The 23,617-nt window shown below is 67.3% G+C and carries 23 protein-coding genes; 15 read left to right on the top strand and 8 right to left on the bottom strand.

The features are described from left to right. Positions 1 to 63: 63 nt before the first annotated feature. From bamC to RT97_RS14305, 5 genes are all read right to left on the bottom strand, one after another. Positions 64 to 1,155, bottom strand: a complete 1,092-nt coding sequence (gene bamC, locus RT97_RS14320) for an outer membrane protein assembly factor BamC (protein ID WP_042579463.1) — start codon at positions 1,153 to 1,155, stop codon at positions 64 to 66. 141 nt (positions 1,156 to 1,296) lie between these two features. Continuing rightward, positions 1,297 to 2,223 carry a 4-hydroxy-tetrahydrodipicolinate synthase gene (dapA, locus tag RT97_RS14315; protein WP_374221300.1) on the bottom strand — a complete coding sequence of 309 codons (927 nt, stop codon included), beginning with the start codon at positions 2,221 to 2,223 and terminating at the stop codon, positions 1,297 to 1,299. 43 nt (positions 2,224 to 2,266) lie between these two features. After that, positions 2,267 to 2,836, bottom strand: a complete 570-nt coding sequence (locus tag RT97_RS14310; protein WP_042579462.1) for a class I SAM-dependent methyltransferase — start codon at positions 2,834 to 2,836, stop codon at positions 2,267 to 2,269. 16 nt (positions 2,837 to 2,852) lie between these two features. Further along, on the bottom strand, positions 2,853 to 2,993 hold the full coding sequence (locus RT97_RS33445; RefSeq protein ID WP_172672206.1) for a hypothetical protein: 141 nt from the start codon (positions 2,991 to 2,993) through the stop codon (positions 2,853 to 2,855). 17 nt (positions 2,994 to 3,010) lie between these two features. Next, positions 3,011 to 4,237 (bottom strand): MFS transporter, encoded by a 1,227-nt coding sequence (locus tag RT97_RS14305; protein ID WP_042579461.1) that lies wholly within the window; start codon positions 4,235 to 4,237, stop codon positions 3,011 to 3,013. A gap of 155 nt (positions 4,238 to 4,392) precedes the next feature. On the opposite strand from RT97_RS14305, the gene RT97_RS14300 reads away from it, so the two are divergent. From RT97_RS14300 to RT97_RS14280, 5 genes are read left to right on the top strand one after another with little or no spacing between them, the layout of a single operon-like run. Continuing rightward, entirely contained in the window at positions 4,393 to 6,381 is a 1,989-nt protein-coding gene (locus RT97_RS14300; protein WP_042579460.1) for a DNA topoisomerase IV subunit B, read from the top strand. Between the two features lie 40 nt (positions 6,382 to 6,421). Next, positions 6,422 to 7,303 (top strand): lytic transglycosylase domain-containing protein, encoded by an 882-nt coding sequence (locus tag RT97_RS14295; protein WP_042579459.1) that lies wholly within the window; start codon positions 6,422 to 6,424, stop codon positions 7,301 to 7,303. Positions 7,304 to 7,316: 13 nt separating this feature from the next. Then, entirely contained in the window at positions 7,317 to 8,438 is a 1,122-nt protein-coding gene (locus RT97_RS14290) for a Kelch repeat-containing protein (protein WP_042579458.1), read from the top strand. A gap of 52 nt (positions 8,439 to 8,490) precedes the next feature. After that, a complete protein-coding gene (gene parC, locus RT97_RS14285) occupies positions 8,491 to 10,893 on the top strand; it encodes a DNA topoisomerase IV subunit A (RefSeq protein ID WP_042579457.1) in 2,403 nt (800 codons plus the stop codon). After that, positions 10,893 to 11,084 (top strand): hypothetical protein, encoded by a 192-nt coding sequence (locus tag RT97_RS14280; protein ID WP_042579456.1) that lies wholly within the window; start codon positions 10,893 to 10,895, stop codon positions 11,082 to 11,084. The genes parC and RT97_RS14280 overlap by 1 nt, the downstream gene beginning before the upstream one ends. A 17-nt stretch (positions 11,085 to 11,101) precedes the next feature. Here the strand turns inward: RT97_RS14280 and RT97_RS14275 are convergent, their stop codons facing one another. Next, positions 11,102 to 12,223 (bottom strand): MBL fold metallo-hydrolase, encoded by a 1,122-nt coding sequence (locus RT97_RS14275; RefSeq protein ID WP_042579455.1) that lies wholly within the window; start codon positions 12,221 to 12,223, stop codon positions 11,102 to 11,104. A 208-nt stretch (positions 12,224 to 12,431) separates the two neighbouring features. Here RT97_RS14275 and RT97_RS14270 point away from each other — a divergent pair, with 208 nt between their 5' ends. From RT97_RS14270 to RT97_RS14260, 3 genes are read left to right on the top strand one after another with little or no spacing between them, the layout of a single operon-like run. After that, positions 12,432 to 14,021 carry an esterase/lipase family protein gene (locus RT97_RS14270; RefSeq protein WP_042579454.1) on the top strand — a complete coding sequence of 530 codons (1,590 nt, stop codon included), beginning with the start codon at positions 12,432 to 12,434 and terminating at the stop codon, positions 14,019 to 14,021. A 57-nt stretch (positions 14,022 to 14,078) separates the two neighbouring features. Further along, positions 14,079 to 14,492, top strand: coding sequence for a hypothetical protein (locus tag RT97_RS14265; protein WP_042579453.1), 414 nt, complete (start codon positions 14,079 to 14,081; stop codon positions 14,490 to 14,492). Positions 14,493 to 14,496: 4 nt separating this feature from the next. Continuing rightward, positions 14,497 to 15,033: an isochorismatase family protein gene (locus tag RT97_RS14260; RefSeq protein WP_042579452.1), complete on the top strand. Its 537-nt coding sequence runs from the start codon at positions 14,497 to 14,499 to the stop codon at positions 15,031 to 15,033. Between the two features lie 3 nt (positions 15,034 to 15,036). On the opposite strand, the gene RT97_RS14255 is transcribed toward RT97_RS14260, so the two are convergent. After that, a complete protein-coding gene (locus tag RT97_RS14255; protein ID WP_042579451.1) occupies positions 15,037 to 15,774 on the bottom strand; it encodes a metallophosphoesterase family protein in 738 nt (245 codons plus the stop codon). Between the two features lie 9 nt (positions 15,775 to 15,783). Then, entirely contained in the window at positions 15,784 to 17,496 is a 1,713-nt protein-coding gene (locus RT97_RS14250; RefSeq protein WP_216595171.1) for a CorA family divalent cation transporter, read from the bottom strand. Positions 17,497 to 17,630: 134 nt separating this feature from the next. On the opposite strand from RT97_RS14250, the gene RT97_RS14245 reads away from it, so the two are divergent. The 7 genes from RT97_RS14245 (at position 17,631) to RT97_RS14215 (ending at position 23,429) form a co-directional block, all read left to right on the top strand. Next, the gene (locus RT97_RS14245; RefSeq protein WP_042579450.1) at positions 17,631 to 18,302 is read left to right on the top strand and encodes an amino acid ABC transporter permease; all 672 of its coding nucleotides are present in this window, start codon (positions 17,631 to 17,633) and stop codon (positions 18,300 to 18,302) included. Between the two features lie 25 nt (positions 18,303 to 18,327). Further along, positions 18,328 to 18,981 carry an amino acid ABC transporter permease gene (locus RT97_RS14240; protein WP_042579449.1) on the top strand — a complete coding sequence of 218 codons (654 nt, stop codon included), beginning with the start codon at positions 18,328 to 18,330 and terminating at the stop codon, positions 18,979 to 18,981. Between the two features lie 61 nt (positions 18,982 to 19,042). Next, on the top strand, positions 19,043 to 19,840 hold the full coding sequence (locus RT97_RS14235; RefSeq protein WP_013540638.1) for a transporter substrate-binding domain-containing protein: 798 nt from the start codon (positions 19,043 to 19,045) through the stop codon (positions 19,838 to 19,840). A 146-nt stretch (positions 19,841 to 19,986) separates the two neighbouring features. Further along, positions 19,987 to 20,742: an amino acid ABC transporter ATP-binding protein gene (locus RT97_RS14230; protein ID WP_042579448.1), complete on the top strand. Its 756-nt coding sequence runs from the start codon at positions 19,987 to 19,989 to the stop codon at positions 20,740 to 20,742. Then, positions 20,742 to 21,485: a sugar phosphate isomerase/epimerase family protein gene (locus RT97_RS14225; protein ID WP_042579447.1), complete on the top strand. Its 744-nt coding sequence runs from the start codon at positions 20,742 to 20,744 to the stop codon at positions 21,483 to 21,485. The genes RT97_RS14230 and RT97_RS14225 overlap by 1 nt, the downstream gene beginning before the upstream one ends. An 8-nt stretch (positions 21,486 to 21,493) precedes the next feature. Further along, entirely contained in the window at positions 21,494 to 22,447 is a 954-nt protein-coding gene (locus RT97_RS14220) for a sugar kinase (protein WP_042579446.1), read from the top strand. A 1-nt stretch (position 22,448) separates the two neighbouring features. After that, on the top strand, positions 22,449 to 23,429 hold the full coding sequence (locus RT97_RS14215; RefSeq protein WP_042579445.1) for a 2-hydroxyacid dehydrogenase: 981 nt from the start codon (positions 22,449 to 22,451) through the stop codon (positions 23,427 to 23,429). Positions 23,430 to 23,617: the final 188 nt, after the last annotated feature.

Raw genomic sequence — 23,617 nt, 5'->3', positions numbered from 1 at the left:
GTGTCGCCCCCTGGAAGGGGGTTGGCGGCCACACGAAGTGGGCGAGCCTGGAGGTGGTCACTTTTACTTCAGGTCGTCGGCGATGACCTTGACGATGCGCTGCGCGTTGGCCGAGGTTTCGGGCGCACCGGCTTCGTTCTGCACCGAGACCGTGGTGGCTTCGCCCTGGCTCTTCACGAGGATGCGGAACTTGATCGGCTTTTCATCCTTGGACGAGCTGCTGAACAGCTTGCCGAAGAAGCCTTCTTCCTTCTTATCGGGATTCGGCGTCACGTAGCGCACGAAATAGATGCCGGCGCTGCGATCGCGGTCTTCCACGGTGAAGCCGGTGCGGTCGAGCGCGAGGCCGACGCGGCGCCATGCGCGATCGAACCCTTCGCTGATCTGCACCACGGGCTGGTTGCCCACGCTGGCGATGGTGGCGGTCTTTGCCGGTGCCGAGGTGGCGGCCAGGATCTTCGACTGCTCTTGCGAAACACCGAGCTTGACCATCAGGCGGCGCAGGAACTCGGTCTCGAGCTCAGGATCGCTCGGGCGCGGCTGCCACACGGTCTGGTCCTGGCGCGAGTTGTTGTAGACCTCCTGCATGCCGCGGTGGCTGATGAAGATCTCGGTGCCGTTGGTCGTGCGTTCGATGCGGGTGCGGAAGCGGTCGAGTTCGCCGGTCGAGTAGACCGAGTCGACCAGCTTGCCCAGCGTGCCGCGGATGATGTCCTGCGGCAGCTTGGCGCGGTTCTCGGCCCAGTCGGTTTCCATGATGCCCAGGTTGCGCTGTTCGGTGGTCAGCAGGAAACCGCTTTCCTGCCAGAAGTCCTTCACCGGATCCCAGAGCTGGTCGGGCGTGCGGTTGACGACGATCCAGCGCTGCGTGCCCGCGCGTTCCATGCGCACGTCGCCGATGTTGGCAACGGCGGTGGGAACACCCGGTGCGTTCGCGACGCCGGCCTGGTAGGCGTTGGCAGTGACTGCGCCGCCGGGCACCGCGTAGCGGTTGTCGCGTGAGAGTTGCGACAGATCGGGCGGGACTTCGAGCGTCGGGGCCTTGCCGGCGCTCTTGTAGTCGATCTTGTCGCTCTCGAGCACGGAGCAGGCGGCGAGGCTGGCAACGAGGGTGGCCAGCAGTGCATATCGCGAAAGTTGCGAAAGGTTCTTCAACGTCGTCTTCCTTGTTGGAATGGTTCGGTCAATCTATGGGCCGCAGTGCCCGCCATCTCTGAGCACAGTTCGGGCAAAAGGTTGCTTAACCTCGTTGCGGCCAGGGAAAAATCAGATCGCAGGCGTGTGTTGGGGATGGGCTCAGTTCTTGAGCAGGCCGGTGGCGCGCAGGGCGCCCTCGACCGCTGGACGGCTGGCTTCGCCGAGCTCGGTGAGCGGCAGCCTCAAGGCGCCACCGCACAGGCCGAGCCGGGCCATGGCCCACTTGAGCGGAATCGGATTGGGTTCGACGAACAGGTTGCGGTGCAGCGGCATGAGCTCGAACTGAATCTGCATGGCGCGCTTCACGTCGCCGGCAAGCGCCGCCACGCACAGTTCATGCATCTTGCGCGGCGCGATGTTGGCAGTAACGCTGATGTTGCCCTGGCCGCCGCAGAGCATGAGCGCGACGGCGGTCGGGTCGTCGCCCGAGTAGACGGCAAAGTTCTTGGGGAGGTCGCGAATGAGCCATTGGGCGCGTTCGATGTTGCCGGTGGCTTCCTTGATGCCGATGATGCCGGGCACCTGCGCAAGACGCAGCACGGTGTCGTGCGCCATATCGGCGACGGTGCGGCCGGGCACGTTGTAAAGCACGACGGGCAGGTCGCCCACCGCCTCGGCGATGGCCTTGAAATGCTGGTACTGGCCTTCCTGCGTCGGCTTGTTGTAGTAGGGCACGACCTGCAGCTGAGAGTCGGCGCCCACGCCCTTGGCGAACTTGGCCAGCTCGATGGCTTCCTTGGTCGAATTGGCGCCGCAGCCGGCCATCACGGGCACGCGGCCCTTGGCTTGCTCGACCGAGACGCGGATGATTTCGCAGTGCTCTTCCACATCGACCGTCGGCGATTCGCCGGTGGTGCCGACCACGCCGAGGCAGTCGGTGCCTTCGTCGATGTGCCAGTCGATGAGTCGCCGCAGGGCGGGGTAGTCGACACTGCCGTCGTCGTGCATCGGCGTGACGAGCGCGACGATGCTGCCTGTCAGTTGCTCCAAGGGGGAATCTCTTTGTCGGTGGACGAAAGCGCCGATTCTACTTACTCCGGGGGCTGCCAAGTCAGCCGGGCCTGTCCCCTCAGTTTCCCTTCAGCGGGGCGCGCAGGGGCTGGCCGGTCACTGGGGCCGGCGGGCGAATGGCGGCGATACGCTGCACGAAGCGGGCCGGTTCGGCCAGGAACCCGTCCTCGTAGGCCACCACGCGCAGGTCATGGCAGGCCGCGAGCAGTTCGCCGGGTTGCAGCAGGAAGTCGGCCCGCGACGGCTTGCCCACCGTTTCGTTGCCCGCGGCGAAGGTCTCGTAGAGCAGCACGCCGCCAGGCGCCACGGCGGCCACGATGTCGGCCATGCGAGGCCGCCACAGATAGTTGGTGACGACCACTGCGCCGAAGGTCTGGCCGGCGAAGGGCCAGGGGCCGTTTTCGATGTCGGCCATGACGGCCTGGCCGAAGGCGCCGGCTGCCTCGTTCGCTTCCGGAGACCGGTCGACGCCCGTCACCGCGTGGCCGCGCCCGGCAAACCACTGCATGTGCCGGCCGGAGCCGCAGGCCACGTCGAGCACGGTCGCGTCGGCGGCCAACAGGTGCGACCAGCGCACGATCCATTCAGAGGGGGCACCCGTGCCGTGCAACGGCGCTACATCTTTCATAGCAAATCGACCGGCCTCAGAAACACGACCACACCTGGTCGACCAGCGTCACGAGGAATTCCGGGTGGGTATAGAGCATGAACACCCCCGCGAGCGCCGCCAGCGCAGCCGCGAGCCAGCCGGCGTGTGCGAGGTGGTGGCGCATTTGCGGGGTCATGGCACGATTGTCCGCAATCAGCCCGGCACGGCCGCCGGCCGGCCCGGGCGGGCGATGGCGTGTTCCTTGACCGGCAGGTTGATCAGCGCCGCGAACACGCCCAGCGCAATCGAGATGTACCAGACGATGTCGTAGCTGCCGGTGGTGTCGTACAGGTAGCCGCCGAGCCACACGCCCAGGAACGAGCCGACCTGGTGGCTCAGGAACACGAAGCCGCTCAACATCGACAGGTGCGCCACCCCGAAGATGCCCGCCACGATCGCATTGGTCGCGGGCACGGTCGAGAGCCATAGGAAGCCCATGGCCGCCGAGAACACGTACACGCTGACCGGCGAGATCGGCACGATCAGGAAGAGCGCGATCGACACCGCCCGCGCGAAGTAGATCGCCGCGAGGATCTTGCGCTTTGCGAGCGTCTGCCCCAGGAGGCCCACCGTGTACGTGCCGAACACATTGAAGAGCCCGATCAGCGCCAGCGCGTAGCCGGCCACGTCGGCCGACAGGCTCCGGTCGCGAAGGTAGGTCGGCATGTGGATGCCGATGAACGCGAGCTGGAAGCCGCAGACGAAATAGCCCGCCATCAGGAGGCCGAAGCTGGGGTAGCGGAAGGCTTCGCCCACCGCCTGCAGAACCGACTGCTCGCGGTGCCCGGCCAGCGCCTCGCGTTGGGTCTCGCGCAGGCCGAAGGCCAGGGGCACGATCACCAGCACCAGCACGGCCAGCACCGCCAGCGCGGTCTGCCAGCCCAGGTGGCCGATGAGGCGCCCCTCGATGGGCGCCATGAGGAACTGGCCGAACGAGCCGGCCGCCGCTGCCACGCCCATGGCCCAGGAGCGCCGCTCGGCCGGAATCTGCCGCCCGATCACCCCGTAGATCACCGCGTAGGTGGTGCCCGCCTGCGCCGCGCCGATCAGCACGCCTGCGCTCAGCGTGAACAGCAGCGGCGTCGGCGAATGCGCCATGCCCAGCAGCCCCAGCCCGTAGAAGACCGCGCCGCCGATCAGCACGCGGAACGCGCCGAAGCGGTCGGCCAGCATGCCCGCGAACACGCCGAAGATGCCCCACGAGAGATTCTGGATCGCCAGCGCGAAGGAGAAGGTCTGCCGGCTCCAGTCCTGCGCCTGCGTGATCGGCTGCAGCCAGAGCCCGAAGCCGTGGCGGATGCCCATCGAGAGCGTGACGATCATGGCGCCGCAAAAGAGCACCTGCTTGATCGATAGGGTGGGCGTGGGAGCAGCTTGCATGGCGTCGAATGTAGCCACTTGCGTGCTGCGGCAGGCGCGCGGGCGGCCAAAGCCATTGATGATTTATCGGGACCGTTTCAATGCGCATCCCGCATCAAAGCGCCTGCTGTATGGGTATCCAGTTGTTTGGCGGCGACTGACTACAATCCGCCCCCATGGCGACTCCTCCCAAGACATCCTCAGATTCCGCTTCCGGCTACTCGGAAGGCTCCATCCGCGTGCTCAAGGGCCTCGAGCCCGTCAAGCAGCGCCCGGGCATGTACACCCGGACCGACAACCCCCTGCACGTGATCCAGGAAGTGCTGGACAACGCCGCCGACGAGGCGCTGGCCGGCCACGGCAAGAAGATCAAGGTCACGCTGCACGCCGACAACTCGGTGAGCATCGAAGACGACGGCCGCGGCATTCCGTTCGGCCTGCACCCCGAAGAAAAGGCTCCGGTGATCGAGCTGGTCTACACCCGGCTGCATGCGGGCGGCAAGTTCGACAAGGGCTCGGGCGGCGCCTACAGCTTCTCGGGCGGCCTGCACGGCGTGGGCGTGTCGGTGACCAATGCGCTGTCCAAGCGCCTCGAAGTCACCACCCACCGCGAAGGCTCGATCGCCAGGCTGGTTTTCAGTGGCGGCGACGTGATCGAGCCGCTCGAGATCCGCAAGCTCGAAGCCGGCGAGCGCAAGCAAGGCACCACCGTGCGCGCCTGGCCCGACGCCAAGTACTTCGAGACCGCCGCGCTCCCCATGGGCGAGCTCACGCACCTCTTGCGCAGCAAGGCGGTGCTGATGCCCGGCGTGAGCGTCACGCTCACGGTCGAGAAGACAAAGGAAACCCAGCAGTGGCTCTACAAGGGTGGCCTGAGCGACTACCTCATGCAGACGCTCAACGGCGACCCGGTGATCCCGCTGTTCGAAGGCAGCGGCCATGCCGACAAGAACGCCGACAACTTCGCCGAGGGCGAGGGCGCCGACTGGTGCGTGGCCTTCACCGAAGACGGCCAGCCGGTGCGCGAGAGCTACGTCAACCTGATTCCCACCAGCGCCGGCGGCACGCACGAAAGCGGCCTGCGCGACGGCCTCTTCACCGCGGTGAAGGGCTTCATCGAGCTGCATTCGCTCTTGCCCAAGGGCGTGAAGCTTCTGCCCGAAGACGTGTTCGCACGCGCTTCGTATGTGCTGAGCGCGAAGGTGCTCGATCCGCAGTTCCAGGGCCAGATCAAGGAACGCCTGAATTCGCGCGACGCGGTGCGGCTGGTGTCCAGCTTCGTGCGCCCGGCGCTCGAGCTCTGGCTCAACCAGCATGTCGACTACGGCAGGAAGCTCGCCGAACTGGCCATCAAGGCTGCGCAGACCCGCCAGCGCGCCGGCCAGAAGGTCGAGAAGCGCAAGGGCTCCGGCGTGGCCGTGCTGCCCGGCAAGCTGACCGACTGCGAGAGCAAGGACATCAGCCACAACGAAGTCTTCCTGGTCGAGGGCGACTCGGCCGGCGGCAGCGCCAAGATGGGCCGCGACAAGGAAAGCCAGGCCATCCTGCCGCTGCGCGGCAAGGTGCTCAACACCTGGGAGGTGGAGCGCGACCGGCTCTTCGCCAACACCGAAATCCACGACATCTCGGTGGCGGTGGGCGTCGATCCGCACGGCCCCAGCGACACGCCCGACATGAGCGGCCTGCGCTACGGAAAGATCTGCATCCTCTCGGACGCCGACGTGGACGGCTCGCACATCCAGGTGCTCCTGCTCACGCTGTTCTTCCGCCATTTTCCGAAACTCATCGAAACCGGCCACGTGTATGTCGCGAAGCCGCCGCTGTTCCGGGTCGATGCGCCCGCGCGCGGCAAGAAGCCGGCCTCCAAGGTCTATGCGCTCGACGAGGGCGAACTCACGGCCACGCTCGACAAGCTGCGCAAGGACGGCGTGCGCGAAGGCGCCTGGAGCATCAGCCGCTTCAAGGGCCTGGGTGAAATGAGCGCGGAACAATTGTGGGAAACCACGCTCAATCCGGATACCCGGCGCCTGATGCAGGTCCAGCTGGGACGCTTCGACTTCACATCCACCCAGGGCGAGATCACCAAGCTCATGGGCAAGGGCGAGGCGGCCGCCCGGCGCGAGCTGATGGAACTGCGCGCCGACGACGTCGACATCGATGTGTGACCCTCTGACCACGTGATCCCCAGTGACCCTCCCAGATCTCATGCGTGCGTTGCTGTTGGCCCTGCTGCTGTGCTTGCAGCAGGGGCTCGCGCACGCCGCTGACATCTACGGCTACATAGACAGCAAGGGCGTCGCGCACTTCGCCTCCGAGAAGATCGACGAGCGCTACCAGATCTTCTTTCGCGGCGGCCAGAGTTTCGACACGTCGCAGGGCATCTCCCCGCTCGGTCGCAACGGGCGCAAGCTCGACGGCAAGGTGCCGCCCGCCTCGCAGACCCTGCTTGCGCTGTTCGAAGCCTCGCCCAGCTACAAGACCGCCAAGTCGGCGCTGCGCGATGCGTCGAACAAGCATTCGATCGACTACGAACTCCTGCAGGCGCTGATCGCCACCGAATCGGGTTTCGATGCGCAGGCGGTCTCGCCCAAGGGCGCAATGGGCCTCATGCAGCTCATGCCCGCGACCGCGCAGCGCTACGGCGTTGCGGCGGACAAGCGCACGACCATCGAGAAGAAGCTGTTCGATCCGCGCATCAACATCGCTGCGGGTTCCCGCTACCTGCGCGACCTGATCGCGATGTTCCCGGGCCAGATCGAACTGGCGCTGGCCGCCTACAACGCGGGCGAGGGTGCTGTGCAGCGCGCGGGCAACAAGATCCCGAACTACAAGGAAACGCAGAACTACGTGCAGACCGTGCTGCAGCTGTACGCCTACCTCAAGCCCTCGGTGGCGACGGGTGGCGGCGGTGGCGCGCGCGGCGGCAAGACGCCGGGCCGCATCCGCATGGAGCTGGTGGTGCCCAAGGGCGGGGCGCTGGGCCGTGGCAACATGCCGCCCGATTCGCCCGGCGGCATGCCGGCCATGCCCGACATTCCAGAGCAACCGCAGGTGCCGGCCGGCGCGGTCGAGCCGCCCGTGTCCTGAAGAGGAGTCCGCCATGCACCGCCGAAGCTTCGTTCTTGCGACCGCCGCCTGCGCGGTGGGCGGTGCCGCGCGCGCCCAGCATGCGGCCACGCACGACACGCTGCCGGCGGCGCCTTCGTCCAAGGAACCCTACGCGCGCCTGCAGGGCGGCGTGCCGCACCACATGACGCCCGAGCAGGAATCGCAACGCGTCACAGACAGCCCTGCGCCGGCCGGCCCGCAAGGCCGCTGGACGGCGCGCGCGGCCTTGCCGATCCCGCGCAGCGAAATGGCCTGGGCGACGGCCGCCATGGGCCGGATGCACGTGGTCGGCGGCTACGGCGAAGGCGCGGTCAACCGCGACTACCACCACATCTACGACCCGAAGGCAGACCGCTGGCTCGACGGCGCGCCGCTGCCGCGCGGCGCCAACCACGTCGCGGTGACGGCCGAAGACGGCCGCGTCTATGCGCTCGGCGGCTTCGTCGAGCAGAACCGCCGCTCGGACACCAACGCCTACGTCTACGACATCGCCGCCAACCGCTGGAGCGCGATCGCTCCGCTGCCCCGTCCGCGCGGTGCGGCAGCGGCCGTGATGCTCGGCGGGGCGCTGCACCTGATCGGCGGCGCGTCGGAGCCCGCCGCCGAGCGCGCGAGCGTCGGCTGGCACGAGGTCTACGACCCGAAGGCCGACCGCTGGACGAGCCGCAAGCCGCTGCCCGGCGCGCGCGACCACGTGGGCTGCGTCTCGCACGGCAACCAGATCCACGTGATCGGCGGGCGCTTCAACACCTTCGAATACAACACCGACCTGCACCACGTCTACCTGCCCACGCGCGACACCTGGGAGCTGCGCGCGCCCTTGCCCACGGCGCGCTCGGGCCACGGCCTCGTGGTGTACCGGGGCCGCTTCTTCGCCATGGGCGGGGAGGGCGGCTTCCTGGTGGGCGGCGTGCCGCGGCAGGCCAAGGTGTTCGGCCAGATGGAAAGCTACGATCCCGTGGACGACACCTGGCAGCGCCATGCCCCGATGACCACGCCGCGCCATGCCGTCGGCGCCGCGATGATCGGCGATTTCATCTATGTGGCCGGCGGCGGCGCGGTGCTCGGCGGTGCCGTGCAGTCCGCGGTGCACGAGGCTTTCACACTGGGCTGAGCGCGAACGAAGCGCGCAGCCTGCAGCAACTGCTTTTCTTTCTCTCTTCTTCATGGACGACTCCCAACCCCCGCTCGATCTCGCAGGTCCCACCGACGGCGACACCACCCTCACGCTGGCCGACTACGCACAGACCGCCTACCTCGAATACGCCCTGAGCGTGGTCAAGGGCCGCGCGCTGCCCGATGTGTCCGACGGGCAGAAGCCGGTGCAGCGGCGCATCCTTTATTCGATGTCGCGCATGGGCCTGGGCTTCGGCGGCACCAACGGCACCGTGGGCGCCAAGCCCGTCAAGAGCGCGCGCGTGGTCGGCGACGTGCTCGGCCGCTTTCACCCGCACAGCGACCAGGCCGCCTACGACGCGCTGGTGCGCATGGCGCAAGACTTCTCGCAGCGCTATCCGCTGGTCGACGGCCAGGGCAACTTCGGCAGCCGCGACGGCGACGGCGCTGCGGCCATGCGCTACACCGAGGCGCGCCTGGCGCGCATCACCAGCCTCCTGCTCGACGAGATCGACGAAGGCACGGTCGACTTCATTCCCAACTACGACGGCAGCACCGAAGAGCCGCGCCTCCTGCCCGCGCGGCTGCCCTTCACGCTGCTCAACGGCGCGAGCGGCATCGCCGTGGGCCTGGCCACCGAAATCCCGAGCCACAACCTGCGCGAGATTGCAGACGCCTGCGTCGCGCTGATCAAGTCGAACGGCAAGCTGAGCGAAGAAGAGCTCTTCGCCATCGTGCCCGGCCCCGACTACCCCGGTGGCGCGCAGATCATCAGCGGCCCGGGCGACATCGCCGATGCCTACCGCACCGGCCGCGGCTCGCTCAAGGTGCGCGCGCGCTGGAAGATCGAAGACCTCGCGCGCGGCCAGTGGCAGCTCGTGGTCAACGAACTGCCGCCCGGGGTGAGCACGCAGAAGGTGCTCGAGGAGATCGAGGAAATCACCAACCCGAAGGTCAAGGCCGGCAAGAAGGCGCTCTCGGCCGACCAGACGCAGCTGAAGGCCGCGATGCTGTCGGTGCTGGACGTGGTGCGCGACGAATCGAGCAAGGACGCCGCCGTGCGCCTGGTGTTCGAGCCCAAGACCTCGCGCATCAGCCAGGAAGAGTTCATCACCACGCTGCTCGCGCAGACCTCGCTGGAGACCTCGTCGTCGATCAACCTCACGATGGTGGGCATCGACGGCAAGCCCACGCAGAAGTCCCTGCGGCAGATGCTCAACGAGTGGATCGCGTTCCGCGAGATCACCGTCGAGAAGCGCTCGCGGCACCGCCTGAACAAGGTGCTCGAGCGCATCCACATCCTCGAGGGCCGGCAGCTGGTGCTGCTGAACATCGACGAGGTGATCGCGATCATCCGCGCGGCGGAAGACCCGAAGGCGGCGCTCATCGCGCGCTTCAACCTCAGCGAACGGCAGGCCGAAGACATTCTTGAAATTCGCCTGCGCCAACTCGCGCGGCTCGAAGCCATCAAGATCGAGCAGGAACTCAAGGGCCTGCGCGAAGAGCAGAAAAAGCTCGAAGACATCCTCGGCAGCCCGGCCACGCTGCGCCGCCTGCTGATCAAGGAAATCGAGGCCGACGCCAAGACCTTCGAAGACCCGCGCCGCACGCTGATCCAGGCCGAGAAGCGCGCCGTGGCCGAAGTGAAGGTGGTCGACGAGCCCGTCACCGTGATCGTGTCTCAGAAGGGCTGGGTGCGCGCGCAGAAGGGCTGGGCGAGCGAGAAGGCGGCGAACGGAAACAACGGTTCGTCGACGCCCGAGTACAGCTTCAAGTCGGGCGATTCGCTCTACGGCGCCTTCGAGTGCCGCAGCGTCGACACGCTGCTGGTCTTCGGCTCCGCCAAGGACAAGTCGGTGCGCGTCTACACCGTGCCCGTGGCCTCGCTGCCGGGCGCGCGCGGCGACGGGCAGCCGGTCACCACCCTCATCGAGCTCGATGCCGGCACGCACGTCACGCACTTCTTCGCGGGCCCCGTGGGCGCGAGCGTGCTGCTGGCCAACACCGGCGGCTACGGTTTCATCGCGACGGTCGAGAACATGATGTCGCGCCAGCGTGGCGGCAAGGCCTTCATCGACGTGGGCGAGGGCGAACAGCTCTGCCGCCCGTCGCTGGTGGGCGGCGCGAGCGGCGCCGAGCCGATGCCCGCGGCCACGCACGTGGCCTGCGCCTCGACCGGCGGCCGCATCCTGACCTTCGAGATCGCCGAGCTCAAGAGCCTGCCCAAGGGCGGCCGCGGCCTCACGCTGATCGACCTGGAGCCCAAGGACACCCTCGCGGGTGCCGCGGCCTACACGCGCAGCGTGAAGATCGAAGGCATCGGCCGCGGCGGCAAGGAGCGCGACGAGACGCTGGAGATCCGCACCCTCAACAACGCGCGCGGCACCCGTGCGCGCAAGGGCAAGGCGGCCGACCTGGGCTTCAAGCCGGCCAGCATCGTGCGGGTGCTGTGATGGGCGGCATCGACATCAGCGTCATCGGCTTGTTCATCGCGGTGGTGACCGGCCTCGGCAGCTTCCTGGTGGGCCGGCATTTCCGGATGAAGCGCGCCGCCAGGCGGCGCGAGAAGGACCGCCTTGCGGCGCAGGCCATCGAGACCCGGCAGGTGCGCCGGGCGCGCGAGCGCCGCGAAGGCGGCAAGTAGGGCAGCAGAGGCCGGGGCTAGCGCAGCCCCTGCCACCACCGCGTGTTGGTGCGCGCCTGCCCCACCGTCACCACCTCCCCGATCACCGGGGTCGCCAGTTCGATCTTCCTGGCTTCCGTGAGGCTCGCGATGCGGTCCAGCGGGTCGTGCCAGGTGTGGAACGAGAGGTCGAAGGTGCTGTTGTGCACCGAGAAGAACACCTTGCCGCGCAGGTCCTCGAAGGCCTGCACGCTCTGCTCGGGCGTCATGTGCACGCCGGGCCAGTAGGCGTCGTAGGCGCCGTTTTCCATGAGCGCCAGGTCGAAGCCGCCGAAGCGCTCGCCGATCTGCTTGAAGCCCTGGAAGTAGCCCGAGTCGCCGCTGTAGAAGATGCGCTGCTCGCCGCTCTGCACCACCCATGAGGCCCACAGCGTGCGGCCGCGGTCCGAGAGCGTGCGGCCAGAGAAATGCTGGGCCGGCGTGGCGGTGAGCTTCACGCCGTCGTGCTCGGCGTCCTGCCACCAGTCCAGCTCGCTCACGCGTTCTGCCGGCACGCCCATCACCACCAGCCGTGAGCGCACGCCCAGCGGCACGAAGTAGCGCTTGACGCTCTTGGCGAGGTATTCGATGGTCGCGACGTCCAGGTGGTCGTAGTGGTCGTGCGAGAGGATCACGCCCTCGATGGGCGGCAGTTGCTCCAGCGTGAGCGGCGGCTTGTGAAAGCGCTTCGGCCCGGCCCACTGCACGGGCGATGCGCGCTCGCTGAACACTGGGTCGATCAGCCAGTACTTGCCGCGCAGCTTGAGCAGGTGCGACGAGTGGCCCAGGCGCACCACGTGGTTGGCCTTGGCGTCGAGCGCATCCAGGTCCTTGGCGCTGATCTCGCGCACCGGAATCGCATCGACCGGCACCGTGTCGACCTTGCTGCCGACGATGAAGCGCGACCAGATGCGCCAGGCGCTGGCCGAGGGCTTCTCGTCGGGGTTGGGCATGTTCTGGAAGACGCCGTCCCGGAACTGCGGCGAGTTCTCGTAGCGGGTCTCACCGCCGCCGGCGGCGCTGCAGCCCGCGACGAAGGCGCAGCCGGCCGCGGCGAGCGCCGTGCCCCGACGCAGGAGTTGGGGCAGGTAGGACCCCTGCGAAGCCGAATCGTCAGCCATGGGAAGAACCTCTGGACGTGTGTTTGTATGGAGGCGCGAGACTATCCCGGGCGCATGTTTCAATGGTTTCAGCCGCAGAAACATTCGATGCGCAGGGGAATTTCCGCCCCGGGCGCCCGGCCTCGTCCCTATGCCATGCGCTCTATGGCACGCCGCGCGACGCCCCGGCACACTCGGGCCCTTCATGGGCCAGGAGAAGGCGATACACATGAGCGGCAACCGCTATCCCATCATCTACGTGCGTGGTTATGCCATGACCGAATCCGAGCGCAACGAGACCGCGGCCGACCCGTTCTGCGGCTTCAACATCGGCTCCACCGTCTACCGCGCCACCGTCAAGAAAGACGCGCCCGCGCAGAAGTTCGTCTTCGAGTCGCCGGTGGTGCGCCTCCTGGCCGACTTCCAGTACCAGAGCGTCTACCAGAACGGTCTAGACATCCTGGACGACGACTGGAAGCCCTCGCCCGACGAGACCGGCAAGGACGTGGACGGCATCCCTTCCGCCTCGGTCATCATCTACCGCTACTACGACACCGGCTCGGAGCTCCTGGGCGACGGCGAGGCGCGCAACATCAAGTTCTATGCGCAGGGGCTGAGCAAGCTGATCCTGCGGGTGCGGGACCTCGTGGCGCAGCGCGAAGGGGCGGCTGCCGCCCCCGGCTTCCGCTGCTATCTGGTGGCGCATTCGATGGGCGGGCTGGTGGTGCGCGCCTTCCTGCAGAACCCGGCGCTGGGCGACGCCGCCGCGCGGGCCTGCGTCGACAAGGTGTTCACCTATGCCACGCCGCACAACGGCATCGACATGGGCGGCGTCAACATCCCGGCCTGGCTCACGGCCAACGAGATGAACACCTTCAACCGCGAGAAGATGTCCGAGTTCCTCGCGACGCCCGCCGTCGACGGCCGCATGGACTACCTGCCGGCCACGGCCTTTCCGGCCGATCGCTTCTTCTGCATGGTCGGCTCCAACCGCGGCGACTACGAAACCGCCAAGGGGCTCTCGCGCATGTTCGCGGGCCACGGCAGCGACGGGCTGGTGCGCATCGAGAACGCCTCGCTCTGGTCCATCGATGCGAACAGGAAGACGCAGCCCGTGGCCACCGCCTACGCCTTCCGCTCGCACTCGGGCTACTTCGGCATCGTCAATTCCGAGGAGGCCTATCAAAACCTCGTGCGCTTTCTCTTTGGGGACGTGCGGGTCGACCTCTGGTTCGACGTCGAGGGCGTGACGCTGCCGCCAGATCTTCCCAAGGACGCCGACGTCGATGCGCTCTACCAGGTCGAGCTCCTGGCCGCACCGCGCGGCAAGCGCTGGTACCTGAGCCGCCGCGTGGCCGAGGAAGACTCGCCCGCGTGCCGCACGCACAAGGAGCTGACCGATCCGAACAAGCCCGAGCGCCGCTCGATCTATCTCTCGACCGTGTTCCTTGCGAACAAGGCCCGCGTCAACCAGGACCGCCGGACGCTCGCCTACGCCATGACGCTGGGCGTGCGCGTGCCCGACTACCAGGTGAACAAGAAGTTCTGGCTCGACGGGCACTACGAAGGCAGTTCGCTCTTTCGCGACACGCTCGTCATCGAGATCGAGCCGCCCAGGCCGGACGACGCGGCGCAGAACTGGAACGTCAAGTACGGCTGGCAGACCGACACCGCAGGGCAGGCGTCGCTGCCGATGAGCCCGAAGCAACTGGCCGGCGGCAAGCAGCAGTTCATCGTGCCGCTCTCCAGCCTGGGCGCCGCGCCGGCCGCGCCCGGCATCGCCGGCAAGGTGCGGCTGGAGGTGAGCGCCTGGCGTTGAGGCCGCAGTTCGTGCGCGTGGCCCACAGGTGCTGAAGGCCCCACAATCGCACCTCGCATGCATTACCTCCTGTTCATCGGCGCCTTCATCTTCTTCGCCTTCATGGCGCCGCTCAAGCTCACGATCGCGGTCTGTGCGCTGGTGCTGTTCGTGACGGTGGTGGTGAAGATCTCTGCGCAGGTGGTGTCGGGCGTGTCGCCGACGCTGGGCGAGTCGTTCAAGTCGGTGTTCTACGCCTCGCTGCTCGTGGCGCTGGCTATGCTGGCATTCGTGAGTTTTTCCAGCGGTCCCGCTGTTCACCACGTCGACGGGCTGCCCGCCATCGCGGTGATGGTGGGGCTGTTCGTGGCCTACACGCTGGGCTTCCAGATCGGCATCGGCACCTCGTTCGGTGCCAGCGCGGTCGTCGCACTCATCTCGACCCTCTTGTCCGGCGCCATCCTGTGGTCGGTCAAGGGCCTTGCCTTCTAGCACCATGAAAACTGCAGTCCTTGTCATCGACGTGCAGCGCGGCCTTTGCGACGATCCGCCGCGCCCGCACGAGGCGCAGGACGTCGTCCAGCGCATCAACGCGCTCACCGGGCGCGCCCGCGCGACCGGCGTGCCGGTGGCCTTCATCCAACACGAGTACGAGGTCGACCTCGAATTCGATTCCGAACGCTGGCAGCTCGCCGATGCGCTGGGCGTCGATGCGGCCGACACGAAGATCCGCAAGACCACGCCCGATTCCTTCCTGCGCACGCCGCTCGAAGCGTGGCTCGTGGGGCAGGGCGTGCGGCGCGTGGTGGTCTGCGGCTACTCGTCGGAGTTCTGCGTGGACACCACCACTCGCCGCGCCGCAGCGCTCGGCTACGAGGTGGTGCTCGCAGCCGACGCGCACACCTCGCACGACAAGCCGCATGCCACGGGCGCCTTCATCCGCGCGCACCACAACGCGACGCTGTCGGGCATCACGAGCTTCTGCGTGCGCATCAGCGCCATCGACAGCGCACGGATCGCGTTCGGCGATTGATCCTCAGGGCATGCGCCCGGTGGCCAGCGCATGGGCCCAGTCCGGCCGTCCGTTCTCCAGCGCGAGCGTCGCCATCGAAGTGTGGTCGTAAGGCACGGCCACCAGCCTGGCGCTCCAGCCGCTGTCGCGCTGCTCGACGATGGCGTAGCGCGCATGGGGCGAGCCGGTTTCGACGGCGTGCGGGTACGGATGAATGTCGTCGTAGGCCGGCAGGCCGACGCTGCCCGGATTGACGATCAGCGGCCCGCCCGATGCACGCGCCACGCGCGGCACATGCGTGTGCCCGCAGGCGACCAGCGCCGCATCGACATCGCCGAGCCGCGTATCGATCTCCGCCTGGGTTGCAGCGCGAAGGTCGTCGGGGTCCACGGTCTCCAGGAAGTATTCGAGATCGCTCGCCGGCGTGCCATGGCACAGCAGCACCTCGGGGCTGAAGCGGTGCGTGTGCGCGAGCGATGCGATCCACGCGAACTCCTTCGCACCGAGCCGCGCATGCGCGAATGCATCGGACGCACCGCGCTTGTCTGCGGGCACGGTGAGCAACTGGCGTTCATGGTTGCCGGCGAGCTGTACCCAGTCCTGCGCCATCAGGAACCGCGCGGTCTCCAGCGGCATCAAGGGACCCGAGAGGCTGTCGCCCAGGTTGACGGTGGCATCGACGCCGCGGCGTTCGATGTCCTCGACCACGGCTTCCAGGGCGGGGAGATTTCCGTGAATGTCGGAGACGATGGCGATGCGCATCGGCCGACTCTAATCCGCGCCCGGGCGCCACACCCGCGCCAGCGCCGCCAGCTTGCCGCGAAACCCCAGCCGGTCGTTCGACAGCGCGTCGATGAAGTCCGACAGCCGCTGCGACTTCACCATGGTGTAGATCGTGAGCCACGTCGTGAAGGCGAACACCACGCCGAACCAGATCGCCTTGCGCCACAGCGGCGCGTCGGCTTCGGCCAGCAGGTTCATGCCGAGAAAGCCGGTGGTGATGGTGCCGATCAACCCGAACAGCGTGACCACCGTGAGCCGCACCACGGTGCTCGCCTGCCGGCGCAGGCTGTCGGCATCGAGGTAGGTGTTCATGTCGGCGATGCGCGACTTCACTTCGTCGTAGAGCGGATCGAGACCGAGGTGCGCGGCGCACATGTGCGAGAGCGCACGCACCTGCGCCTGCTCGGAGATCTCGTGGAACCAGTAGCGATGCGTGAAGCGCAGGAACCGCTCGAAGCTCGAACGGATCGCGCGCTTGAACTGCTTCACGCTCGGCGTGCTGCGGATGTCCAGCTTCTTGAGCGCCTCGACCAGCTGGTCCGAGAACATCAGGAGCGACGCCTTCTGGAAATGCGCGATGAGAAACAGCAGGAAGTGCTGGTGCCTGAACTGCGCGAGCACGCCGCGGTCGCGGCAGCAGAAGAATTCGGAACGCGCATCGCCCACCACGACGAGCGCGTGGCCGTTGCACAGGTACCGCGTGTTGGGCGCGGCACCCGCGTCGACCCAGAAGCGGTCGTAGCAGTACTTGTGCTCGAAGTCAGCCAGGTGGTGGTCGGCGTAGGGCAGGTGGGCGTCGGTGGTACCCGCGCCGGTCACCAGCGCGAGGCGCACGAAGTCGTCGCGCGTGAGGCGTCGCGGATCGTCCATCGATAGGTACGCCATCACCGGCATGCGGTAGTACTCGATCTGGCGGTAGCGCAATGCGCCGGGGTCTTCCGAATGGTCGCTCACCAGCGGCTGCATCAGGTAGGCCCAATGCGAGGAGATGCGCGGCGCGCGGTGCTGCGCCACGTGCGAGAGAAAGCTCTCGCGCTGCTGCGCGTCGGAACTCGCGAGCACGCGGCCGTCGGCGCCCAGCCATTCGACGCTCGCCATGCAATGCAGCGCCGAGCCGTCGGGCTCCCAGCCCGAGGGATAGGCGCGCCCGAAGCGGTAGAGGATGTCCTGCGCCTGCGCGAGGCCCAGGTGGTTCGCGCCGACCTCCAGGTTCAGCAGCACCACGTCGATGTCGAAGAAGAAGTAGAGGTCGCAGTGCACCACGTCGAGCGTGATCGGTGCATCGCCGGGCCTGGACACCAACCGCACGGCGGCGATGTCGTGGCGGCGGAAGATGCGCATCGGCGAATCGCCATCCTTGCCGGAAGCCGAGTCGTCGCCCTTGCCGCGCGAGCGCCCTTCGCCGTACAGGAAGCGCTGCACATAAGGCAGGAAACTCACGAACTCGTTGTAGTGCCGCTCGTGGAAGCGGCTGCTGTCGCCGGTGTATTCGTCGACCTCTTCGCGCCAGGGCGACGCATCGCCCATGTCGCGCAGCACCTGCCAGGGGCCGTGGTGCGCGTACTTCGCATCGGGCGAGGGCATCAGGCGCAGGGGCCAGAGCAAGGCCTGCCTGAAATGCTGGACGACGGGGGCGCCGGGAGCTCCCGATGAAGGCGCATTCGCCTCTGTGGGCAGGGTGGCCGCGAGTGGGTTCAGCATCGCGCCAGTGTAGGCAGAAGGTAGGTCAAAACGCCCACCTAGGGGAATCCCTAGTCCGGTCTGAAACCGGTTTCATATAAGCTGCAAGCATTCTTTTGGAGGCCTGCGCACGGCCCTGCCGTGCAAGCCGAACCATGAACTACCAGTTTCAATTCGACGCCGTTTTCGCTGCCTGGCCGCTCTTGCTCAAGGGCACCTGGATCACGATCCAGCTCTCGCTCATCGCGACGGTGCTGGGCCTCGTGGTCGCGATCTTCTGCGCCTGGGGCAAGACCTCGGGGCCGGGGTGGCTGCGCTTCATCGTCAACGCGTACATCGAGGTGATCCGCAACACGCCGTTTCTCGTGCAGCTGTTCTTTTTCTTCTTCGCGCTGCCGGCCATCGGCCTGCGCTGGTCGCCGCAGACAGCCGCGCTGGTGGCGATGGTCGTGAACCTGGGCGCGTATGCCACCGAGATCATCCGCGCGGGCATCGAGTCGATTCCCAAGGGGCAGATCGAAGCGGGCAGGGCGCTGAACCTCAAGCCCTGGGAGATCTTCCGCTTCGTCATCATCAAGCCCGCGCTCAAGGCCATCTACCCGGCGCTCACGAGCCAGTTCATCCTCCTGATGCTGAGCTCGGCGGTCGTCTCGGTCATCTCGGCCGACGACCTGACCTCGGTGGCCGCCAACCTGCAGTCGCAGACCTTCCGCAGCTTCGAGATCTACATCGTGGTGGCCGCCATCTACCTGGCGCTGGCGCTGGCCTTCTCGGCGATGTTCAAGCTGATCTACAAGCGCACGCTCAACTATCCGGACCGCCGGTAAGCGACGACGGACGGAAGAAAACATCATGCGTACCTTCGGCTTTCCCGAATTCCTTTTCATCCTCGAAGCGGCCAAGTGGACGCTGGCGCTGTCGGCCATCGCGTTCGTCGGCGGCGCGATCCTTGGCCTGATCATCGCGCTCATGCGCACCTCGGAATCGGGGTGGGCGCGCGGCATATCGACCACCTTCATCCAGATCTTCCAGGGCACGCCGCTGCTGCTGCAGCTGTTCCTCGTGTTCTTCGGCGCACCGGTGCTCGGGCTGGACATCAACCCGTGGGTGGCGGCCGGCGTGGCGCTCATCCTCAACAGCGCGGCCTTCCTCGGCGAGATCTGGCGCGGCTGCATCGAAGCCATCCCGCGCGGCCAATGGGAAGCGGCCGAGGCGCTGAGCCTGAAGTACGGCGCCCGCATGCGCGACGTGGTGCTGCCGCAGGCCTTCAAGATCGCGCTCGCGCCCACGGTGGGCTACCTGGTGCAGATCATCAAGGGCACCTCGCTCGCGGCCATCATCGGCTTCGTGGAAATAACGCGCGCCGGACAGATCGTGAACAACGCCACCTTCCAGCCGCTCATCGTGTTCTCGGTGGTGGCGGCCATCTATTTCGTGATCTGCTGGCCGCTGTCTTTGCTGGCCGCGCGCATGGAGCGCAAGCGCGCTCGTGCTCTCGCGCGTTGACCGGATCTTTCGTCCTTCGTTTTTCTCGTCGCTTCCTTTCTTTATCCAGGAGACACATCCCATGACCCGCACCTCTACCCGCCGCGCAGCGCTCGCAGCTCTCGGCCTCGGCGCCGCCCTCACCGTGTTCGCGCCTTTCGCTTCGGCGCAAAGCGTGGCCGACATCAAGAAGAAGGGCGAGATCACCATCGGCATGCTGGTCGACTTTCCGCCCTACGGCACCACCGATGCCAAGAACCAGCCCGACGGCTACGACGCCGACGTGGCCAAGCTCCTGGCCAAGGACTGGGGCGTGAAGGCCAACATCGTGCCGGTGACCGGCCCGAACCGCATTCCCTTCCTCCTGACCAACAAGGTCGACCTCCTGGTCGCCTCGCTGGCCGTGACGCCCGAGCGCGCCAAGCAGGTGCAGTTCTCGCAGCCCTACGCGGCCGCGACCATCGTGCTGTACGGCGCGACCAAGACCCCCATCAAGGCAGCGACCGACCTGAAGGGCCTGCGCGTGGGCGTGGCCCGCGCCTCGACGCAAGACGTGGCCGTGACCAAGGCCGCGCCCGAAGGCACCGAGATCCGCCGCTTCGACGACGACGCCTCGGCCATGCAGGCGCTGATCTCGGGCCAGGTCGATGCGATCGGCTGCTCGGTCACCGTCGCCGCGCAGATCGCCAAGCGCGTGCCCGCCGGCACCTACGAAAACAAGTTCACGCTGGTGCAGCAGTCGATGGGCATCGCGATGCGCCCCGGCCAGGAAGAGCTGACCAAGGCAGTGAACGAATTCGTTCAGAAGAACACCGCCAACGGCGAGCTGAACAAGCTGTATCAAAAGTGGCTGCAGGCTGACCTGCCGAAGATGCAGTAATGGGCTAACCCCCAGGCTTCGCGCACTTCGTGTCGCGCGCGCCAACCCCCTTGCAGGGGGCAACACCTGCGGCCCGGCAAAGCCGGTTCCGCGGTGTTCCTCGAGAAGGCGCAGCGCGCCCCACAGTGAGTATCGGAACAACGAGCATGACGACGGAATCGATCATCCGCATGGAAGCGGTCAACAAGTGGTACGGTGAATTCCAGGTGTTGACCGGCATCGACCTGTCGGTGCGCCAGGGCGAGCGCATCGTGATCTGCGGGCCCTCGGGCTCGGGCAAATCGACGCTCATCCGCTGCATCAACCGGCTGGAGACGGTGCAGAAGGGCCGCATCGTGGTCGATGGCATCGACCTCACCGCGGGCGGCAAGAACGTGGACGCGGTGCGTGCCGAGGTCGGCATGGTGTTCCAGCAGTTCAACCTGTTCCCGCACCTCACCATCCTGGAGAACTGCACGCTCGCGCCGATGCGCTCGCGCGGTATGACGAAAGCGCAGGCCGAGGAGGTGGCGATGAAGTACCTCACCCGCGTGCGCATTCCCGAGCAGGCGAAGAAGTACCCGAGCCAGCTCTCGGGCGGCCAGCAGCAGCGCGTGGCGATTGCGCGGGCCCTCTGCATGTCGCCCAAGATCATGCTGTTCGACGAGCCCACCTCGGCGCTCGACCCCGAGATGGTCAAGGAAGTGCTCGACACCATGATCGGCCTGGCCGAAGACGGCATGACCATGCTGTGCGTGACGCACGAGATGGGCTTTGCCCGCAGCGTGGCCGACCGCGTCATCTTCATGGCCGAAGGCAAGATCGTCGAGCAGGCACCGCCCGAGGAATTCTTCGGCAACCCGAAGGACGAGCGCACGCGCCAGTTCCTCGGCCAGATCCTCAGCTCCCACCAGGCCCACTGATGTCCTTCGAGGTCCTGATTTCTCTGTCGTCCTTCGGCGCGGCCGAGGTGGGTCGGCACGGCCAGCTCTGGTGCTCGCAGCTTGCAAGCACTGCGGGTGCCGATTCGGTGGAAGTGCGCGGCGAGATGCTGCGCGATGCGGAGGCCGAGCTGCCTGCGCTCCATGGTCTTGCTTCTGTCTATTCGAGTCCCGAAGGCTTGTGGGCCCAAGGCGGCTGGCTCGACAGCGCGGCGCTCAAGCGCGGCATCGCCGCCGCCACGCGCGTCGGGGCCAAGCGCCTGAAGATGTCCATCGGCGATTTCCAGGCGTCTTCGCACGGCTCGCTCTGGGGCTTGAAAGTGGAGCTCGCCGAGACCCGCGTCGAGTTGCTGATCGAGAACGACCAGACCGTGCGCGCCGGCACGCTGCCCGCGTTGCAGGCCTTCTTCGATGCGGCCGACCGCGCCGGCGTGTCGCTCGGCATGACCTTCGACATGGGCAACTGGCACTGGCTCGGCGAATGCCCGCTGCAGGCGGCGCAGGCGCTCGGCCATCGCGTGCGCTACGTGCACTGCAAGGGCGCGCAGCGCCTGCCGCACAAATGGGTGGCGGTGCCGCTCGGCGATTCTGTTGCGCCTTGGCGTGCGGTCCTTCGCGCCTTGCCCGCCGACGTGCCCCACGCCATCGAATACCCCCTGGTGGGCGACGACCTGCTGGCCGTCACCCGCACGCAGATCGAATTCATCCGCGCCGCACGGGCGTAGAACCACACATGCCAGAACCCACCGCTTTCGATGTCGCCCTGTTCGGGGAGGCCATGCTGCTGCTCGTGGCGGACCGCCCCGGGCCGCTGGAGAACGCTGAGGCGTTCCACAAGCGCACCGCGGGCGCCGAAACCAACGTGGCCATCGGCCTCTCGCGCCTGGGCCTGAAGGTGGGCTGGGCCAGCCGCCTGGGCACCGACTCGATGGGGCGCGCACTGCTCGCGACGATGAAGGGCGAGGGCATCGACTGCTCGCACGTCATCTGCGATCCGACGCAGCGCACCGGCTTCCAGTTCAAGGGCCGCGTCACCGACGGCAGCGACCCGCCGGTCGAATACCACCGCAAGGGCTCGGCCGCGAGCCAGATGGGCCCGGCCGATGTCGATGAAGCATGGCTGCGCTCGGCGCGCCACCTGCACGCCACGGGCGTGTTCGCTGCGATCTCGGAGACCAGCCTGCAGGCCGCGCTCAAGACCATGGACGTGATGCGCGCGGCCGGCCGCACGATCTCGTTCGACACCAACCTGCGCCCAACGCTGTGGTCTTCGACCGAGACGATGCGCCACTGGGTCAACGAACTCGCCTCGCGCGCCGACTGGGTGCTGCCCGGCATCGAAGAAGGCCTGCTCCTCACCGGCCACAGCGAGCCAGAGGCCGTGGCGCGCTTCTACCGCGAACGCGGTGCGAAGCTGGTGGTCGTCAAGCTCGGCGCCGAGGGCGCCTACTACGACAGCGACGTGGCCGGCACCGGCCGCGTCGATGGCTTTCCGGTGAAGGAAGTGATCGACACCGTGGGCGCCGGCGACGGCTTCGCGGCCGGCGTGGTGAGCGCGCTGCTCGAAGGCAGGAGCGTTCCCGAGGCCGTGCGCCGCGGTGCCTGGATCGGCGCCCGCGCGGTACAGGTGCTGGGCGACACCGAAGGCCTGCCGACACGCGCGCAACTCGAGGAAGCGGGTCTCTGACATGACGAAAAAGAACGTGCTCGTTTTCCGGCCCCTGCCCGAAGACCAACTGGCGCGCCTGCAAGCGGCCCATCACGTGACCGTTGCCGATCCGCGCAAGGAGCCCGAGGCCTTCGCCGCCGCGCTCGCCACCGCGAACGGCCTGATTGGTTCGAGCCACCCGGTCGATGCCGCGCTGCTCGATGCAGCGCCACGACTCCAGGTGATTTCGAGCGTGTCGGTCGGCGTCGACAACTACCCGCTGGTCGAGCTGCACAAGCGCGGCATCGTGTTGTGCCACACGCCCGACGTGCTCACAGAGACGGTGGCCGACACGGTGTTCGCGATCCTCATGGCCACGCAGCGCCGCGTGGTCGAGCTCTCGAACCTCGTGCGCGAAGGCAGCTGGACCAAGAACATCGGCGAAGAACTTTTCGGCACCGACGTGCATGGCAAGACGCTCGGCATCCTCGGCTTCGGCCGCATCGGCCAGGCCGTGGCACGGCGCGCGGCGCTGGGCTTCGGCATGCCGGTGCTCTATCACTCACGCCGCCCGGTGGACCTGGCTACGCAGGCGCCCGAACTGCAAGGTCGCGCCACGCACACCCCGCTCGATGACCTGCTCGCGCGCGCCGACATCGTGCTCGCGATGCTGCCGCTGACCGATGCCACGCGCGGCATGATCGATGCCGCTTTCTTCGCACGCATGAAGCCGGGCGCATCGTTCATCAACGGCGGCCGCGGCGCCACGGTGAACGAAGAAGCGTTGCTGCAGGCGCTGGACCACGGCACGCTGCGCGCCGCCGGCCTCGACGTGTTCGCCAAGGAGCCGCTGCCCGCCGATTCGCCGCTGCGCACGCACCCGCGCGTGACGCCGCTGCCGCACATCGGCTCGGCCACGCACGAGACGCGGCACGCGATGGCCGAACTGGCAACGACCAACCTGCTGCAGGTGCTGGCGGGCGAGAAGCCGACGGCGCCGTACGACACCGCGGCCGCATGACTGCGATCCCGCTTTTCTCCCTCGCCCTTTGGGGAAGGGCCGGGGTGGGGGCAAGCGGCGTATCCATCGAGCGCTCTGCCTGCCCCCATCCCAGCCTTCCCCCAGAGGGGGAAGGAGCAATGCAATCGCGTCGCTCGCGAATGTTCCCGATGTCTTTCTCCTTCTCCCGCTGGGGAAGGGGTGGGGTG

This window comes from Variovorax paradoxus (genome assembly GCF_000834655.1).
In the GTDB taxonomy this organism is placed as follows: domain Bacteria; phylum Pseudomonadota; class Gammaproteobacteria; order Burkholderiales; family Burkholderiaceae_C; genus Variovorax; species Variovorax paradoxus_F.
The sequence above is the reverse complement of the archived record's forward strand: the minus strand, read 5'-3'. Positions and strand labels throughout refer to the sequence as shown.

Coding starts and splice junctions, on each gene's coding strand:
- parC (WP_042579457.1), top strand. CDS start 8,491: ATGGACGACTCCCAACCCCCGCTCGATCTCGCAGGTCCCACCGACGGC.
- RT97_RS14270 (WP_042579454.1), top strand. CDS start 12,432: ATGAGCGGCAACCGCTATCCCATCATCTACGTGCGTGGTTATGCCATG.
- RT97_RS14245 (WP_042579450.1), top strand. CDS start 17,631: ATGAACTACCAGTTTCAATTCGACGCCGTTTTCGCTGCCTGGCCGCTC.
- RT97_RS14235 (WP_013540638.1), top strand. CDS start 19,043: ATGACCCGCACCTCTACCCGCCGCGCAGCGCTCGCAGCTCTCGGCCTC.
- RT97_RS14295 (WP_042579459.1), top strand. CDS start 6,422: ATGCGTGCGTTGCTGTTGGCCCTGCTGCTGTGCTTGCAGCAGGGGCTC.
- RT97_RS14215 (WP_042579445.1), top strand. CDS start 22,449: ATGACGAAAAAGAACGTGCTCGTTTTCCGGCCCCTGCCCGAAGACCAA.
- RT97_RS14265 (WP_042579453.1), top strand. CDS start 14,079: ATGCATTACCTCCTGTTCATCGGCGCCTTCATCTTCTTCGCCTTCATG.
- RT97_RS14240 (WP_042579449.1), top strand. CDS start 18,328: ATGCGTACCTTCGGCTTTCCCGAATTCCTTTTCATCCTCGAAGCGGCC.
- RT97_RS14280 (WP_042579456.1), top strand. CDS start 10,893: ATGGGCGGCATCGACATCAGCGTCATCGGCTTGTTCATCGCGGTGGTG.
- RT97_RS14225 (WP_042579447.1), top strand. CDS start 20,742: ATGTCCTTCGAGGTCCTGATTTCTCTGTCGTCCTTCGGCGCGGCCGAG.
- RT97_RS14260 (WP_042579452.1), top strand. CDS start 14,497: ATGAAAACTGCAGTCCTTGTCATCGACGTGCAGCGCGGCCTTTGCGAC.
- RT97_RS14230 (WP_042579448.1), top strand. CDS start 19,987: ATGACGACGGAATCGATCATCCGCATGGAAGCGGTCAACAAGTGGTAC.
- RT97_RS14305 (WP_042579461.1), bottom strand. CDS start 4,237: ATGCAAGCTGCTCCCACGCCCACCCTATCGATCAAGCAGGTGCTCTTT.
- RT97_RS14220 (WP_042579446.1), top strand. CDS start 21,494: ATGCCAGAACCCACCGCTTTCGATGTCGCCCTGTTCGGGGAGGCCATG.
- RT97_RS33445 (WP_172672206.1), bottom strand. CDS start 2,993: ATGACCCCGCAAATGCGCCACCACCTCGCACACGCCGGCTGGCTCGCG.
- RT97_RS14300 (WP_042579460.1), top strand. CDS start 4,393: ATGGCGACTCCTCCCAAGACATCCTCAGATTCCGCTTCCGGCTACTCG.
- RT97_RS14310 (WP_042579462.1), bottom strand. CDS start 2,836: ATGAAAGATGTAGCGCCGTTGCACGGCACGGGTGCCCCCTCTGAATGG.
- RT97_RS14290 (WP_042579458.1), top strand. CDS start 7,317: ATGCACCGCCGAAGCTTCGTTCTTGCGACCGCCGCCTGCGCGGTGGGC.
- RT97_RS14255 (WP_042579451.1), bottom strand. CDS start 15,774: ATGCGCATCGCCATCGTCTCCGACATTCACGGAAATCTCCCCGCCCTG.
- RT97_RS14275 (WP_042579455.1), bottom strand. CDS start 12,223: ATGGCTGACGATTCGGCTTCGCAGGGGTCCTACCTGCCCCAACTCCTG.
- RT97_RS14250 (WP_216595171.1), bottom strand. CDS start 17,496: ATGCTGAACCCACTCGCGGCCACCCTGCCCACAGAGGCGAATGCGCCT.